Source organism: Pantoea sp. OXWO6B1, from assembly GCF_001641135.1.
Taxonomy (GTDB): Bacteria; Pseudomonadota; Gammaproteobacteria; order Enterobacterales; family Enterobacteriaceae; genus Pantoea; species Pantoea allii.
In genome coordinates this window covers 4,374,522-4,389,958 of sequence record NZ_LWLR01000001.1, presented here as the reverse complement: position 1 = coordinate 4,389,958, position 15,437 = coordinate 4,374,522, and the positions used below count along the sequence as shown (strand labels likewise).

Here is a 15,437-nt window from a genome sequence, read left to right as displayed (position 1 = left end):
GGTGAATGATGAATAACGGCTATATCGCATTTCCGCAGTTCGATCCGGTAATCTTCTCGATCGGACCGCTTTCGCTTCACTGGTACGGATTGATGTATCTGGTGGGTTTTGTTTTCGCCATGTGGCTGGCGGTGCGTCGGGCGAATAAGCCGGGCAGTGGCTGGAAAAAAGAGGAAGTAGAAAACCTGCTTTACGCGGGTTTCCTGGGCGTTTTCCTGGGTGGACGTATTGGTTACGTGCTGTTTTATAACCTGCCCCTGTTTCTCGATAACCCACTGTACCTGTTCAAAGTCTGGGATGGCGGTATGTCATTCCACGGTGGACTGATTGGCGTGATTCTGGTGATGCTGATCTTCGCTCGCCGTACCAAACGACATTTCTTCCAGGTTTCAGACTTTATTGCGCCTCTGATTCCGTTTGGCCTGGGTGCCGGTCGCCTTGGTAATTTCATCAATGGTGAGTTGTGGGGCCGTGTCGATCCCAACTTCCGTTTTGCCATGCTGTTCCCGGGTTCGCGCAGCGAAGATATCGCGCTGGCAGCCAACAACCCACAATATCAGGCATTACTGAACACTTATGGCGTACTGCCACGTCATCCTTCACAGCTCTATGAGCTGTTTCTTGAAGGTATCGTGCTGTTCATTATCCTGAACCTGTTTATTCGTAAACCACGCCCGATGGGCAGCGTTTCTGGCCTGTTCCTGATTGGCTACGGCTGCTTCCGCTTTATTGTCGAATTCTTCCGTCAGCCCGACGCACAGCTTGGTTTGCTCACCGGTGGACTCAGCATGGGACAACTCCTGTCTCTGCCCATGATCATTGCCGGTGTGATTATGATGATTTGGGCGTACCGTCGTCGCCCGCAGCAACAACTTCACGAGGAAAAATGAAACAGTATCTGGACTTAATGCGCTACGTGCTGAACGAAGGCACACCAAAATCTGACCGTACCGGTACAGGCACGCTTTCAATTTTTGGTCACCAGATGCGTTTTAATCTGCAGGATGGTTTTCCGCTGGTCACCACCAAGAAGTGCCATCTACGCTCCATCATTCATGAACTGCTCTGGTTTCTGCAAGGCGATACCAACATTGGTTACCTCAAAGAAAACAAGGTCTCAATTTGGGATGAGTGGGCGGATGAACAGGGTAATCTGGGGCCGGTTTACGGCAAACAGTGGCGCAGTTGGGGCACGGCAAGCGGCCAGGAGATTGATCAAATCACCAAGGTGATTGAACAACTGAAACGCGATCCGGATTCCCGCCGCATTATTGTGTCCGCCTGGAACGTCGGTGAGCTGGACGAGATGGCGCTGGCACCCTGCCATGCATTTTTCCAGTTCTATGTTGCCGACGGCAAACTGTCCTGCCAGCTTTACCAGCGCTCTTGCGACATCTTCCTCGGCCTGCCGTTTAATATCGCGAGTTATGCGCTGCTGGTGCATATGGTGGCGCAGCAGTGCGATCTGGAAGTGGGCGATTTCGTCTGGACCGGGGGCGATACGCACCTGTACAGCAATCACCTTGAGCAGGCTCGCCTGCAGCTAACGCGTGAGCCGCGGCCCCTGCCTAAGCTTATTATCAAGCGCAAGCCAGCGTCGCTGTTTGATTATCACTTCGACGATTTCGAGATTGAAGGCTACGATCCGCATCCAGCGATTAAAGCGCCGGTTGCCGTTTAAATCTCGCCCCATAAAAAACCCCGGTATGGCGCTGTATACCGGGGTTTTTTATTGTTTGTCTGGCGTAACATTGCGGCGTTGATCGCAAACTTTTGTTTAAACACAACAACCAGATAAACGCCTCTGCAGCGCCGCTTCCCGTTCCCGGTTTTTCACTTTGCCAGACCGCCCGCCACACCGCACTCTACTGCCATGAAAAAACAAACGTCAAAAGGTTTCACGCTGGCAGAGCTGCTGTTTGTCATGGTGATTGTCGGTATTCTCAGTGCATTTGCCACTCAGGGCTGGCAACGCTGGCAGCAGCGTCAACAGTTACGGGACAGCGCCCGGCAACTGCAGAACTTTCTGCTCAGCGTGCGGGCGCAGGCCAACTGGCAAAACCGCGACTTTATTCTGTGGGCGCGCACGACCCAGCCCTGGTGCGTTGGTGTAGCCGAACCACCGGTCAACGGCTGTGAGGCCGCCAGGCGTCTGCATTTTATTGCGCCGCACGCGGATGTCGCCTTGCAGCCGTTGCGCGGTGAACCCGGTTTTTACGGACGCCGCAACGTTGCCAAAGCCGGTAGCATTGAGCTGGTGAATGCGGCAGGACGAATACGGCTGATTATCTCTTCACGGGCACGGATTCGCCTGTGTCTGGCAGATGAAGCGGGCTGTGAATGAAAATGGCCGGATTTAGCCTGCTGGAAATGCTGATTGCGATGTCCATCAGTGCGGTACTGATGGTCGGGGCGGGGCGCTTTATGCCGCTGCTGCTGGGTGAAAACCTCAGGCTGCAACAGCGGGTGCAGTTGCGCCTGGAGTTGCAGCAAATACTGTCTACCCTGGAAAAAGCCGTGCGCAGGGCGGGATATTGCCAGGGAGAATGTGGCAGCGGGGGAGTGACGGTAGCGGAGAGCTGTCTGCTTATTCGCGTTGATGAAAACAGCAACGGTCACTGGGAAGGGATCAGCCACAGCGAAAGCGACTATTACGGCTATCGTCTGCGACAAAAACAGCTGGAGATGCAGCGCGGTGTGGATAACTGTAACGGCGGTGGATGGGAGCGCTTGTCCGATCCCGCTTTTCTCTCCGTGGAAGCCTTTGATGTGCAGCGGGAAGGCCGCCTGATCAACATTTTGCTGCAGGGCCGGGCTGGTCAACAGGACGAAACGGTAGCACGCTGGGTCGAGGGCATGAATTTGTGAAGGCGCAGGGCAACAGTGCGCTGGGCATGGTGTTGATCATTATGCTGACAGGGAGCCTGACGCTGCATGCCAGCCGTGAGATGCTGGCGCAGGGGATGAGCGGAGTGGCCGATGAACAGCGTTTCATTCAGGGATTCTGGCAGGCGCAGTCGGCGCTGCAGTGGGGGCTGACATTACAGTGGCCGGAACAACAGACGTTGACCTGCCAGCAGGAGAAACAGTATGGCTGGCAGAGCTGCCTGCAGAGAACCGCAGATGATAAGGGATTGCTTAAAGGTGAAGACCGCACCAGTGAGATGGCCTCATGGCACTGGGTCAGGGTGCAGGGCAGCCGTCTTCATCCCTTGCCGCAAGGCTGGATTGACTACTGCCCGCTGGCCGCAGCGGAAGACTGCTTCTGATGCGGGAGGGTTCAGCCTGCCGGAAGCCCTGTTTGCTCTGCTCCTGATGGCCGTCAGCACCAGCGCTCTGTTGCAGTATCACCGGGTGCTGACGCTGGGATTCAGTCAGCAGTGGCAACAACGCGAAGCCTGGCGCGTGGCAGAGCAACGGCTGCTCGGCCGCGAGGTGCCGGGCTGGCAATCCCGGTCAGAGAAAACCCAGGGGCCGGCGGGCTGTGTGCTGGAAAAAGCCGAGGTAAGCGGGCCGTATCAACGTCACGCCAGCCTGATGCGTGTAACCTGTTAACCGCCAGGGGGCGCTATCGCCCACCGCCTTTTGTTAGGCTTCAAATGCGATACGCGGTAGAGTGAATACCCTCTGACGTCGCTATGCCGTTTTGATTTTCCACAGGAGTTTTCATGTTTCACGTTTATCACTCTAATCAGCTTGATCTGCTCAAAAGCCTGGCAGCCAGAGTGATTAAACTGGACCCACTTGACGATCCCTTCGCCTCAGAAATGGTTCTGGTGCAGAGTCCGGGCATGGCGCAATGGTTACAGATGGAACTGGCACAAACCTTTGGTATTGCGGCGAATATCGAATTCCCGCTACCGGCCAGCTTTATCTGGGAAATGTTTGTTCGCGTCCTGCCGGACATTCCGGTCGAAAGCGCCTTCAGTAAAGCCAGCATGAGCTGGAAACTGATGCACCGTTTACCCTCACTGCTGCGCCAGGATGAGTTTGCCTCGCTGCGTCATTACCTGAGCGACGATGGCGACAAGCGCAAGCTGTTTCAGCTCAGCGCCCGTATCGCTGACCTGTTTGACCAGTATCTGGTTTATCGCGCCGACTGGCTGAACAGCTGGGAACGTGGCCAAAACATTGACGGCCTGGGCGATGCTCAGATCTGGCAGGCGGCGCTATGGCGTGACTTAGTGAATTACACCGAGGAACTGGGCCAGCCTAAATGGCACCGTGCCAACCTCTATGCCCGCTTTATTCATACGCTGGAGCAGGCGCAGACCGCCCCGGCTAACCTGCCCGAGCGGGTTTTTATTTGTGGTATTTCAGCGCTTCCGCCGGTCTATCTGCAGGCGTTGCAGGCGCTGGGCCGCCACATTGATATTTACCTGCTGTTCACGAATCCCTGCCGCGATTACTGGGGCGACATTCAGGATTATGCCTTTCTGGCGAAGTTACAAAGTCGCCAGCGTCGCCGCCACGATCGGGACGAATACCGTGGATTGTTTAGTGACGCGGCACGCGCGCCTGCGCTGTTCAGTGAACAGGGCGAGCAGCAGCTGACTAACCCGCTTCTGGCCTCCTGGGGCAAGCTGGGGCGCGATAATCTTTATCTGCTCAGCCAGATGGATCTCAACAGCGAAATTGACGCCTTTGTCGATGTTGAAGAAGACAACCTGCTACACAGCATGCAGCACGATCTTCTCAACCTGCAGGACAACGCGGTGATTGGCCTGACGGCGGATGAACTGGCCTACAGCGGACAAAAGCGTCAACTGGACCCCGAGGATCGCTCGATTGCCATACAGGTCTGCCACAGCGCGCAACGCGAAGTGGAAGTGCTGCAGGATCATTTACTGGCGCTGATGGAGGCCAGTCCTGGGTTAAAAGCGCGCGATATTATCGTCATGGTGGCAGACATTGACGCTTATGCGCCCTTTATTCAGGCCGTGTTTGCCAATGCGCCGACCGAACGCTATCTCCCCTTTGCCATCTCTGACCGTCGGGCCAGCCAGGCGCATCCGGCGATTGTCGCTTTTTTGCAGTTACTGGCGCTGCCCGACAGCCGTTTTGTCTCAGAGGATGTGCTGGCGCTGCTGGACGTACCCGCCTTAGCGAATCACTTCTCTATTGATGAGAGCGGACTGCGTTTACTGCGGCGCTGGGTAAGTGAGTCCGGCGTCCGCTGGGGGCTGGATGATGCCAGCGTTGAGGCATTGTCCTTGCCAGTTACCGGTCAGCACACCTGGCGCTTTGGCCTGCAACGCATGCTGCTTGGCTATGCGATGGAAAGTCAGCATGGCGACTGGCAGGGCATTTTACCTTACGATGAGTCGAGCGGGCTGGTGGCCGAACTGGCGGGCCATCTGGCCGAACTGTTGTCACGGCTTAATCACTGGCGTCAGGTCTTGTCCGAACCGCGCCCGCTGGAAGCCTGGCTGCCTTTATGCCGCGAGCTGCTCAATGCGTTCTTTACGGCCGATACGGAAACTGAAGCCGCATTACTGCTGGTGGAAGAGCAGTGGAAGGCGCTGATTGAATATGGCATGGACGCACGTTTCGATGAGCCGATCCCGGTGGTATTGCTGCGTGACGATCTGCGCGGTCGGCTGGACCAGCAGCGCATCAGCCAACGCTTTCTTGCCGGGCAAATCAACTTTTGTACCCTGATGCCGATGCGCTCCATTCCTTTCCGTGTCGTATGCTTACTGGGCATGAATGACGGCGTTTATCCGCGCACCTTAGCGCCGCTGGGATTTGACCTGATGCAGCAGCAGTCGCGCAAAGGCGACCGCAGCCGACGTGATGATGACCGCTACCTGTTTCTGGAGGCCCTGATTTCGGCACAGCAACAGCTCTATATCAGCTATATCGGACGCGCAATCCAGGACAACACCGAACGCTATCCCTCAGTACTGGTCACTGAATTACTGGAGTATATCGGGCAAAGTTTTTACCTGCCCGGGGATGAGGACCTGGATCTGGACGAGAGCGCACTGCGGGTCAGGGCGCATCTGGAACATTTACACAGCCGCATGCCGTTTGCGCCGGAAAACTTCCAGCCCGCGTCGACGGCACGCAGCTTTGCCCGCGAGTGGCTCCCGGCTGCGCAAGGCACAGGCCAGCCGCAACCTGATTTTGTCCAGCCCCTGCTCACTCCGCCCGTAGAGACACTCGCCCTGGAGCAGTTCCTGCGATTCTGGCGTCATCCGGTTCGGGCCTGGTTTCAGCAACGTCTGGGCGTCAGTTTCTGGCTTGAGGAAAATGAACTGCCCGATAGCGAGCCTTTTGCCCTGGACAGCCTGGAGCGTTACCAGATTAATGCCCAGTTACTGAATGCATTGGTGACGGGCGATGACACCGATCGTCTTTATGCACATCATCGCGCCGCAGGAAACTTACCTTACGGTGCCTTTGGCGAGCTGTTCTGGCAGGCTCAGCGCGAAGAGATGCAGGAGGTGGCGGCGGAAGTGAGCAGTCAACGCAGCGAAGGTGAAAGCTGGGAGATCAATCTGGATCTGGACGGCGTCAGGTTATCCGGTTGGCTGACCCAGGTGCAGAGCGATGGTCTGTTGCGCTGGCGTCCGGGCGTGCTGAATATCAATGATGGTTTATTACTGTGGCTCGAGCATTTAGTTTATTGTGCACTGGGCGGTAACGGCAGAAGCCGGATATTTGGCCGACAGCACAGTTACTGGTGCTTCCACGCCGTTACGCCGGATGACGCCATCGCCACGTTAGCGCGCTACATGCAAGGCTATCTGCAGGGAATGCGGGAACCCTTAATGCTGCTGACCAAAAGCGGCGGTGCCTGGCTCAACGCCTGTTTCGATAAAAAAAGCCAACAGTTCCTGACGGATGAGGCGACTCAGCTCAAAGCCCGTAATAGTTTGCTGGCGGCCTGGGTGGGCGGTTATCAGCAGGAGGGCGAGGGGAGCGATCCCTATTTGCAGCGGTTGTGCAGGGCACTGGACGCGTCTCATGTACAGCGCATAACCGAGGCCGCGGAGCACTGGTACTTGCCGGTACTGCAGGCCCATCAGGACGATCGGTAAGTCACACCTTTACAGGTGATGAGAACACCAAAAACGTTTGTTGTATTTTCAGCCGTCGATGCGCTGGCAAGGCGGCTTTTGGGTAACGTAAGAGGTTTACATGCGCACACATGCACGCTTGATCCTGGCCATCCTGTTCAGCCTGGTGGCGTTTACGGTTCAGGCCGAGACCGGCCCCGGCTGGCAGCCCGTTAACAGTACCATTGGTAAAAGCCAACAGGATTCGCGCCAGTATCAGGCGATCACGCTGAATAATGGCATGACCGTGCTGCTGGTATCAGACAAGGATGCACCTAAGTCGCTGGCGGCCTTAACGCTGCCGATTGGTTCACTGGACGATCCTGCGCAACAGCCTGGCCTGGCGCACTACCTTGAACACATGGTGCTGATGGGCTCAACGCGTTATCCGCAGCCTGACAGCCTGGCTGACTTCCTCAAGAAGCACGGGGGCAGTCACAACGCCAGTACCGCATCCTATCGCACGGCTTATTACCTTGAAGTGGAAAACGATGCGCTGGAGCCTGCCGTCGATCGCCTTGCGGACGCGATTGCTGAGCCGTTGCTGGACCCGGTCAATGCTGACCGGGAACGCCACGCAGTCAATGCCGAGCTGACCATGGCGCGCGCACGGGACGGTTTGCGCATGGGGCAGGTCAGTGCCGAGACGATCAATCCGGCCCATCCGGCAGCACACTTTTACGGGGGCAATCTGGAAACGCTACGGGATAAGCCGGGTAGTAACCTGCATCAGGCGCTGCTGGACTTTTATCATGGTCACTATTCGGCCAATCTGATGAAGGCGGTTATCTACAGTAATCAACCCCTGGCGCAGATGGCCGCCATTGCGGCCAACACCTTTGGTCGGGTGGCGAACCACAATGCCAGCGTCCCCGCGATTAGCGAGCCGGTCGTCACGGAAGCACAGCAGGGCATTATTATTCATTACGTGCCTGCACAACCCCGTAAGCAGTTGAAAATCGAGTTCCGTATCCCGAATAACAGTGCCCGCTTCCGCAGCAAAACGGACACGCTCATCGGCTATTTAATGGGCAACCGTAGCCCAAATACGCTGGCAGACTGGCTGCAAAAACAGGGGCTGGCCGATGGCGTCAGCGCAGGGGCCGACCCTGTCACCGAACGCAACAGCGGCGTTTTTACGGTCAACGTGTCGCTAACCGATAAAGGCCTTGCCCAGCGCGATGATGTGGTTGCGGCCGTCTTTAGCTACATTTCTATGCTGCGAGAAAAAGGCATCGATCGCCGCTATTTCGACGAAGTTTCCCGTGTTCTGGCGCTGGATTTCCGTTATCCCTCCATCACGCGCAATATGGATTATATCGAATGGCTGGCCGATACAATGCTGCGTGTGCCGGTGGAGCACACGCTGGATGCGCCTTACCTTGCCGACCAGTATGATGCTGAGGCGATTCAGGGCCGTCTTAACAGCATGACGCCGCAGAATGCACGCATCTGGTACATCAGCCCACAGGAACCGCACAACAAGCTGGCCTATTTTGTCAACGCGCCTTATCAGGTTGATAAGATCACCGCTCAGACGTTTACCCAGTGGCAGCAGCGCGGGCGTGACATGCAATTCGCGATGCCCGTACTGAATCCCTACATTCCTGATGATTTCTCGCTGGTTGCTACCGGGGACAAGGTCTACCGCCATCCGGTGAAGCTGGATAACGATTACGGTATGCGCATTTACTGGATGCCAAGCCAGTTCTATAGCAGTGAACCCAAAGCCAGCATTACCGTCGCGCTGCGAAATCAGCAGGCCATCAGCGATGCGCGCCAACAGGTGCTGTTTGGTCTGAACGACTATCTGGCCAGCCTCGCGCTGGATGAGCTGAGTTCGCAGGCGTCGATTGGCGGGATCAGTTTCTCGACCAGTGAAAACGATGGCCTGGTCTTTAACGCCAGTGGCTTTACGCAACGCCTGCCCGCATTACTCAAACAGTTAGTTGATCGTTACAGCACTTTCCGGCCCAGTGAATCTCAGCTTGAGCAGGCCAAATCCTGGTACCTGGAGCGGCTGGATGCGGCCGAAAAAGGCAAAGCCTTTGAGCAGGCGATTCAGCCTATGCAGCTGTTATCGCAACTGCCTTACACCCAGCGCGAGACACGACGCAAACTGGTGAGCGGCATTACGCTGGATGAGGTGGTAGCCTACCGTGATGCGTTAATTAAAAATGCCACGCCGGAAATGATGGCGGTGGGCAATCTCAGCGCCGACAGCGTGACCCAACTGGGGCGCGATCTGAAACAACAGATGCAGTGTGGAGGTATTCACTACTGGCACAGCAACTACCTCAGCGTTGAAAAGCCGCTGAAGGCGAATCTGGAACAGCACGGTAGCAGCACAGACTCTGCGCTGGCGGCACTCTATATTCCCCTGGGCTATGACGAATACCAAAGCATGGCGAACAGCGCGATGCTCAGCCAGATCGTGCAGCCCTGGTTTTACAACCAGCTGCGTACAGAAGAGCAACTGGGCTATGCCGTGTTTGCCTTCCGGATGCCAGTAGGACGCCAGTGGGGAATCGGTTTTCTGTTGCAAAGTAACAGCAAGCAGCCCGCTTATCTGATGCAGCGCTATCAGGCATTCTATCCGCAGGCAGAGCAGCGGCTTCGCACGATGAGCCAGGCCGACTTTACCCAGTACCAGCAGGCGATGCTCAACGATCTTAAACAGCGTCCGCAAACGCTAAATGAAGAAGCCGATCGTTTTAGCCGTGATTTTGATCGCCAGAACTACGATTTTGATACCCGGCAAAAGCTGATGGAGCAGGTCCAGCTGCTTACGCCAGCCGGTCTGGCCGATTTCTTTCATCAGGCCGTGATGCAGAAAAAAGGGATGGCAATGACGTCGCAGATAGCTGGTAGCGGCGAGCGCAAAATTGAATTTGCTCCACTACCTGGCTGGAGAACCTGGCAGGAAATCGCCAAACTGCAGCAGTCGCTGCCGGTAAAGAGTGAAATCCAATGATGCAGTCAAGGCCCGAGTCACTTGACCCGTTAACGCTGCCGCTGAACGGCGAGCGATTAATTGAGGCGTCAGCGGGGACCGGTAAAACGTTCACTATCGGCCTGCTTTATTTACGCCTGCTGTTAGGGTTGGGCGGTGAGTATGCCTGGCGCAGGCCACTGTCCGTCGAAGAAATTCTGGTGGTGACCTTTACCGAAGCCGCCACGGCGGAGCTTCGCGGCCGTATTCGTGACAATATCCATCAGCTACGGCTGGCCTGCGTGCGCGGTAAAAGTCAAAACCCGATGCATCAACAGCTGATTGCACAAATCCCTGACCTGCCACAGGCGGCGTCACAGCTGCTGGCGGCCGAGCGGCAAATGGACGAAGCGGCTATTTTCACCATCCACGGCTTCTGTCAGCGCATGCTTAACCTGAACGCGTTTGAATCGGGGATGCTGTTCGAGCAGGAGCTGATTGAAAACGAACAAACCCTGCTCCGGCAGGCGACGGCCGATTTCTGGCGTCGTCAGTGTTACCCGCTGTCGCTGGATGTGGCCAGAGTGATTGCGGCGGAGTGGAGCGGGCCAGACAGTTTGCTGACCACGCTACGACCCTGGCTACAGGGGGAATCGCCAACGCTCAGGCATCCGCCTCGTGCAGATGAAACCCTGGCCTCACGTCATGCGGCCAATCTTCAGCGTATCAACGCCCTTAAGCAGCAGTGGCAGGCCGCCAGCGACGATGTGGAAGGCATTATTACCGCGTCTGGCGTTGATAAACGCAGTTATAGCAGTAAGCACTTACCTAACTGGGTTACCAAAGTGACGCAGTGGGCACAGAGTGAGACGCTTGATTATCAGTATCCCAAAGAGCTGGAGCGCTTTGGACAGCAGGTGCTGCATGAGAAAACGAAAAAGGGCGAGGCGCCACAGCATTCCCTGTTTGACGCGGTGGATCGGTTCCTGGCAGAACCGCTAACGTTACGCGATGTCATTATCTGGCAGGCCCTGACGGAGGTCCGCGAAGCAGTCCAGCGTGAGAAGCGTCAGCGTGCATTACTGGGCTTTGATGACCTGTTAAGTCGTCTGGATGAGGCGCTTCAGCAGCCGGGCGGGGTGCTTCTGGCTGAAACCATTCGTAGCCGTTTTCCGGTGGCATTGATCGATGAATTTCAGGATACCGACCCACAGCAGTATCGCATCTTCCGCACGCTGTATATTCATCAGCCAGACTTAGCGCTGCTGCTTATCGGCGATCCCAAGCAGGCTATCTATGCTTTCCGTGGCGCGGATATTTTTACCTATCTGCGCGCCCGGAGTGAAGTTAGTGCTCACTACACATTAGATACCAACTGGCGTTCGTCCCCAGAAATGGTGGACAGCGTTAACCGGTTGTTTTCGCAGGTCGATGCGCCGTTTCTGTTCTCTTCGATCCCTTTTCTCCCGGTCAGTCCGGCTGCGCCCAACCAGGACTTGAAACTGATTTACCAGCAACAGCCGCAGCCCGCCTTACGCTTCTGGCTTCAGCCGGGAGAAGGCGTTGGAGTAAGTGATTACCAACAATTTATGGCACAGCAGTGTGCTGCAGACATCAGCCGCTGGCTGGTGGCGGGACAGCAGGGACAGGCGCAGATTGGCAAAGGTGATGCCCTACAGCCGGTTAAAGCATCGGACATTACCGTGCTGGTCCGCAGCCGGACCGAGGCCAGCCTGATCCGCGATGCGCTGAACAGCCTGGCGATTCCCTCGGTTTATCTGTCCAGTCGCGACAGCGTTTACACTACGCCCGAAGCGCGTGAGCTGTTGTGGCTTTTACAGGCGGTTCAGTCGCCTGAGCAGGAGCGATTACTGCGCAGCGCGCTGGCGACATCCATCTTTGCGATTGATGCCGCAGAACTGGACGCTCTGACGCAGAACGAACGCGACTGGGATGCGCTGGTAGAGCAGTTTGTCAGCTGGCAGCAAATCTGGCATCAGCGTGGTGTTTTACCCATGCTGCGTGACGTGATGATCAAGCGGCAGCTGGCCGAAAATATGCTGGCGTCAGACAACGGTGAACGGCGCTTAACCGATCTGATGCACCTGGGGGAATTACTGCAGGAAGCGGCAGTACAACTCGACAGCACGCATGCGCTGGTGCGTTTTCTGGCGCAGCAAATTGCCCGTCCCGACAACCAGGCCTCCAGCCAGCAGCTGCGGCTGGAAAGCGATCGCCACCTGGTGCAAATCGTCACCATTCATAAATCGAAAGGGCTGCAGTATCCTCTGGTCTGGCTGCCCTTTGCCGCCGGCTTCCGCGAGGCCGCCAGCGCCCTGTATCACGATCGCGAAAGCTTTGCCGCGATGCTGGACGTGCAGGGCGATGAGCAAAGCCTGTCGCTGGCAGAAGAGGAGCGGCTGGCAGAAGACTTGCGTCTGCTTTACGTGGCGCTTACCCGCTCGGTGTACCACTGCAGCGTGGGCATTGCGCCGCTGATCAAAGGGGCACGTAAAAAAGAAGGCGAGAGCGATCTGCACAAAAGCGCGCTCGGTTATCTGGTCCAGCGCGGTGAAACTGCCGATGCCGCACAGCTCAGCCAGCATCTGCAGGCGCTTGAGGGGGCGGGCATTGAGGTCATAAGCAGCGAACTCCAGCCCGGCGCGATCTGGCATGAAGGCGAAGGTCGTGACGATGCGCTGAGTAGTCGGGAAATGACGCGTGCGCTGGCAGACAGCTGGCGCGTCACCAGTTATTCGGGATTACAGCAGCACGGTAGCTCACCGCTGCTGGATGCGTTACCTAGATTTGATATTGATGCCGCAGGTGAAGCGGCAGACGATGAAGACGCTCTGTTAACGCCGCACCATTTTCCTCGCGGCGCCGCACCTGGTACTTTTCTGCACGGGCTGTTTGAATCAATTGATTTTACCGAACTGCCAGACGCGATCTGGCTGGAAGATCAGCTGCAGCAAAATGGCTATCCGCTGAGCTGGCTTCCGGTCATTCAGCAGTGGATTGCGCGCGTGCTGACGACGCCGCTTAACAAAGAAGGCCTGACGCTGGCCAGTATCAACAGCAGTGACCGACTTATCGAAATGGAATTCTATCTGCCGATTAACAATTTGCTGACTGCAGCCGATCTGGATGCGCTGGTGCGCCGCTACGATCCCCTGTCGCAGCGCGGTGCTACGCTGGATTTCCGGCAGGTCAAAGGCATGCTGAAAGGCTTTATCGACCTGGTGTTCCGCTGGCAGGGGAAATACTATCTGCTGGATTACAAATCCAACTGGCTGGGTGAAAGCCATGCCGCTTACACGCCCGAAGCGATGGAGCAGGCCATGATCGATCACCGGTACGATCTGCAATATCAGCTGTATACCCTGGCGTTGCACCGTTATCTGCAGCATCGGCTGGCAGGCTACGACTACCAACAGCATTTCGGCGGGGTATTTTACCTGTTTCTGCGCGGCATGGACGGCAGCTCTGCCGATAACGGCATTTTCGCGACCCGACCCGACCCGGCGTTTATTGATGAGATGGATAGGTTGTTTGGCAACACAGAGGAAATGTTATGAGTGATATAAACGCCTTGCTGCTCCAGGCAGTCGAAAAGCGTTTACTGCGTCCTCTGGATATTCAGTTTGCCCGCTTAATCGCGGATGAAACTCAGCCTTTTCTGCTGTTGGCAGCGGCCTGCGTGAGTGCGGATGCCGGAGAAGGCCATGTCTGTCTGCCGCTGGCTAATCTGAGCGAGGCAGGGTTGTTTGCAGGTCGTCAGCCTGCGCTGGCCCAGGCTCTGTGGCAGGCTGCAGGCGCACCGGACGATCTGCATGCGCAGCTGGCGGGCTGGTCGGCAGTCAGCGACGGCAGTGCCGTTACCCCGCTGGTGCTGAGCAATCAGCGTTTGTATCTGCATCGTCTGTGGCAGAGCGAAGGGCAGGTTGCGCGCTTTTTCTCATTGCAGCCCGACGAAGGACGCTTCGATTCGCACCGCGCCAGTGAGGTGTTAAACGACCTGTTTGGCAGCCTTCCTGATGACTGGCAAAAGATTGCCGCTGCTGTGGCACTGACGCGCAAAACCGCCGTGATTTCCGGTGGTCCCGGAACCGGTAAAACCACGACGGTAGCAAAACTGCTGGCTGCGCTGATTCGACTGAATACGCTGCCATTGCGCATACAGCTGGCAGCACCCACCGGAAAAGCGGCGGCCCGTTTAACGGAGTCGCTGGGTAAAGCTCTGCAGGGGCTGGCGGTGAACGAGGAAGAGCGCGCCCGTTTCCCTGCGGAAGCGACGACGCTGCATCGCCTGCTCGGCGCGCAACCCGACACGCAGCGCCTGCGTTATCACGCGGGAAATCCTCTGCATCTGGATGTGCTGGTGGTGGATGAAGCCTCAATGGTCGATCTGACCATGATGGCAAAACTGATTTCCGCCCTGCCTCATCACGCCAGAGTGGTGTTTCTGGGTGATCGCGATCAACTGGCCTCGGTTGAGGCGGGCGCAGTGCTGGGGGACATTTGCCGCTGTAGCGAAACAGGGTTTAGCGCTTCCCGGGCCTTGCAACTGACAACCCTTACCGGTTGTACGCTTGTGGGCAACGACACCGAGGCTGCACCCGCGGTACGCGACAGCATTTGCCTGCTGCGGCAGAGTTATCGTTTCGATGAGAAGTCCGGAATCGGCCAACTGGCCCGGGCGGTGAATCAGGGCGATGCGCGCCAGATGAAGACTGTTTTCGCCGCAGGGCACCACGACGTTTCTTTTCAGCCGCTCAATGACGGCGACGCTTATCAGGCGATGCTGGACGAGGTGGCGCGGGGCTATGAGGCATATCTGCACGCTGTGCAGCAGCAGGCCGCGCCGGAACAGGCCATCGCGGCATTTAGCCGCTACCAGCTGTTATGTGCCCTGCGTGAAGGGCCGTTTGGCGTACACGGACTGAATCAGCGCATAGAGCAACGTCTGATGCAGCTGCAGCGCCTTCGCCGTCCTGCGCTGGGCAGCCGCTGGTATCCAGGCCGTCCGGTCATGATCACCCGCAATGACAGCGCGCTTGGGCTGTTTAACGGCGATATTGGTATTACTTTACGTGACGAAGAAGGCCAGCTCAGGGTGTTTTTTCCGTTGCCGGATGGCAGCGTCAAAGCGATTCAGCCCAGCCGTTTACCGTCCCATGAAACCGCATGGGTGATGACGGTACATAAGTCGCAGGGATCTGAGTTTGACCATACCGCGTTGGTCATGCCGACTCAGTTTTTGCCGGTGCTGACTCGCGAGCTGGTTTATACCGCCATTACGCGCGCGCGCAGTCAGCTGACCATTTACAGCGATCGCTCAATATTTGAACGTGCCGTACAGCTGCAAACTCAGCGACGCAGTGGACTGGTGGAAAGGTTAGAGGCTGCCGGGCAGGCATAATAAGCAGGGCGGCAGGATG

The 15,437-nt window shown here is 56.8% G+C and carries 10 protein-coding genes; all 10 read left to right on the top strand.

Features of this window, described 5'->3' with window-relative positions:
- Positions 1-8 precede the first annotated feature (8 nt).
- The 10 genes from lgt to recD all read left to right on the top strand — a co-directional run bounded on the left by lgt (position 9) and on the right by recD (position 15,418).
- Positions 9-890 carry a prolipoprotein diacylglyceryl transferase gene (gene lgt / locus A6A26_RS22425; RefSeq protein WP_063881243.1) on the top strand — a complete coding sequence of 294 codons (882 nt, stop codon included), beginning with the start codon at positions 9-11 and terminating at the stop codon, positions 888-890.
- Positions 887-1,681, top strand: a complete 795-nt coding sequence (gene thyA, locus A6A26_RS22420) for a thymidylate synthase (RefSeq protein ID WP_063880788.1) — start codon at positions 887-889, stop codon at positions 1,679-1,681. The genes lgt and thyA overlap by 4 nt, the downstream gene beginning before the upstream one ends.
- Before the next feature lie 192 nt (positions 1,682-1,873).
- Positions 1,874-2,344: a prepilin peptidase-dependent protein gene (locus tag A6A26_RS22415; protein WP_063880787.1), complete on the top strand. Its 471-nt coding sequence runs from the start codon at positions 1,874-1,876 to the stop codon at positions 2,342-2,344.
- Positions 2,341-2,868 (top strand): prepilin peptidase-dependent protein, encoded by a 528-nt coding sequence (locus tag A6A26_RS22410; protein ID WP_063880786.1) that lies wholly within the window; start codon positions 2,341-2,343, stop codon positions 2,866-2,868. Before A6A26_RS22415 ends, A6A26_RS22410 begins: the two co-directional genes overlap by 4 nt.
- Complete coding sequence (locus A6A26_RS22405; RefSeq protein ID WP_063880785.1) at positions 2,865-3,269, top strand: DUF2509 family protein; 405 nt, start codon at positions 2,865-2,867, stop codon at positions 3,267-3,269. Before A6A26_RS22410 ends, A6A26_RS22405 begins: the two co-directional genes overlap by 4 nt.
- Positions 3,229-3,555: a prepilin-type N-terminal cleavage/methylation domain-containing protein gene (locus A6A26_RS22400; RefSeq protein WP_253851917.1), complete on the top strand. Its 327-nt coding sequence runs from the start codon at positions 3,229-3,231 to the stop codon at positions 3,553-3,555. Before A6A26_RS22405 ends, A6A26_RS22400 begins: the two co-directional genes overlap by 41 nt.
- A 113-nt stretch (positions 3,556-3,668) precedes the next feature.
- Positions 3,669-7,046 (top strand): exodeoxyribonuclease V subunit gamma, encoded by a 3,378-nt coding sequence (recC, locus tag A6A26_RS22395; protein ID WP_063880783.1) that lies wholly within the window; start codon positions 3,669-3,671, stop codon positions 7,044-7,046.
- A gap of 100 nt (positions 7,047-7,146) precedes the next feature.
- The gene (gene ptrA / locus A6A26_RS22390) at positions 7,147-10,038 is read left to right on the top strand and encodes a pitrilysin (RefSeq protein ID WP_063880782.1); all 2,892 of its coding nucleotides are present in this window, start codon (positions 7,147-7,149) and stop codon (positions 10,036-10,038) included.
- A complete protein-coding gene (gene recB, locus A6A26_RS22385) occupies positions 10,035-13,574 on the top strand; it encodes an exodeoxyribonuclease V subunit beta (protein ID WP_063880781.1) in 3,540 nt (1,179 codons plus the stop codon). The genes ptrA and recB overlap by 4 nt, the downstream gene beginning before the upstream one ends.
- Positions 13,571-15,418 carry an exodeoxyribonuclease V subunit alpha gene (gene recD, locus A6A26_RS22380; RefSeq protein WP_063880780.1) on the top strand — a complete coding sequence of 616 codons (1,848 nt, stop codon included), beginning with the start codon at positions 13,571-13,573 and terminating at the stop codon, positions 15,416-15,418. Before recB ends, recD begins: the two co-directional genes overlap by 4 nt.
- Positions 15,419-15,437 lie beyond the last annotated feature (19 nt).

Excerpts from the sequence above, each read along its gene's own strand:
- ptrA (WP_063880782.1), top strand. The coding sequence starts at position 7,147 with ATGCGCACACATGCACGCTTGATCCTGGCCATCCTGTTCAGCCTGGTG.
- recB (WP_063880781.1), top strand. The coding sequence starts at position 10,035 with ATGATGCAGTCAAGGCCCGAGTCACTTGACCCGTTAACGCTGCCGCTG.
- recD (WP_063880780.1), top strand. The coding sequence starts at position 13,571 with ATGAGTGATATAAACGCCTTGCTGCTCCAGGCAGTCGAAAAGCGTTTA.
- A6A26_RS22410 (WP_063880786.1), top strand. The coding sequence starts at position 2,341 with ATGAAAATGGCCGGATTTAGCCTGCTGGAAATGCTGATTGCGATGTCC.
- A6A26_RS22415 (WP_063880787.1), top strand. The coding sequence starts at position 1,874 with ATGAAAAAACAAACGTCAAAAGGTTTCACGCTGGCAGAGCTGCTGTTT.
- thyA (WP_063880788.1), top strand. The coding sequence starts at position 887 with ATGAAACAGTATCTGGACTTAATGCGCTACGTGCTGAACGAAGGCACA.
- lgt (WP_063881243.1), top strand. The coding sequence starts at position 9 with ATGAATAACGGCTATATCGCATTTCCGCAGTTCGATCCGGTAATCTTC.
- recC (WP_063880783.1), top strand. The coding sequence starts at position 3,669 with ATGTTTCACGTTTATCACTCTAATCAGCTTGATCTGCTCAAAAGCCTG.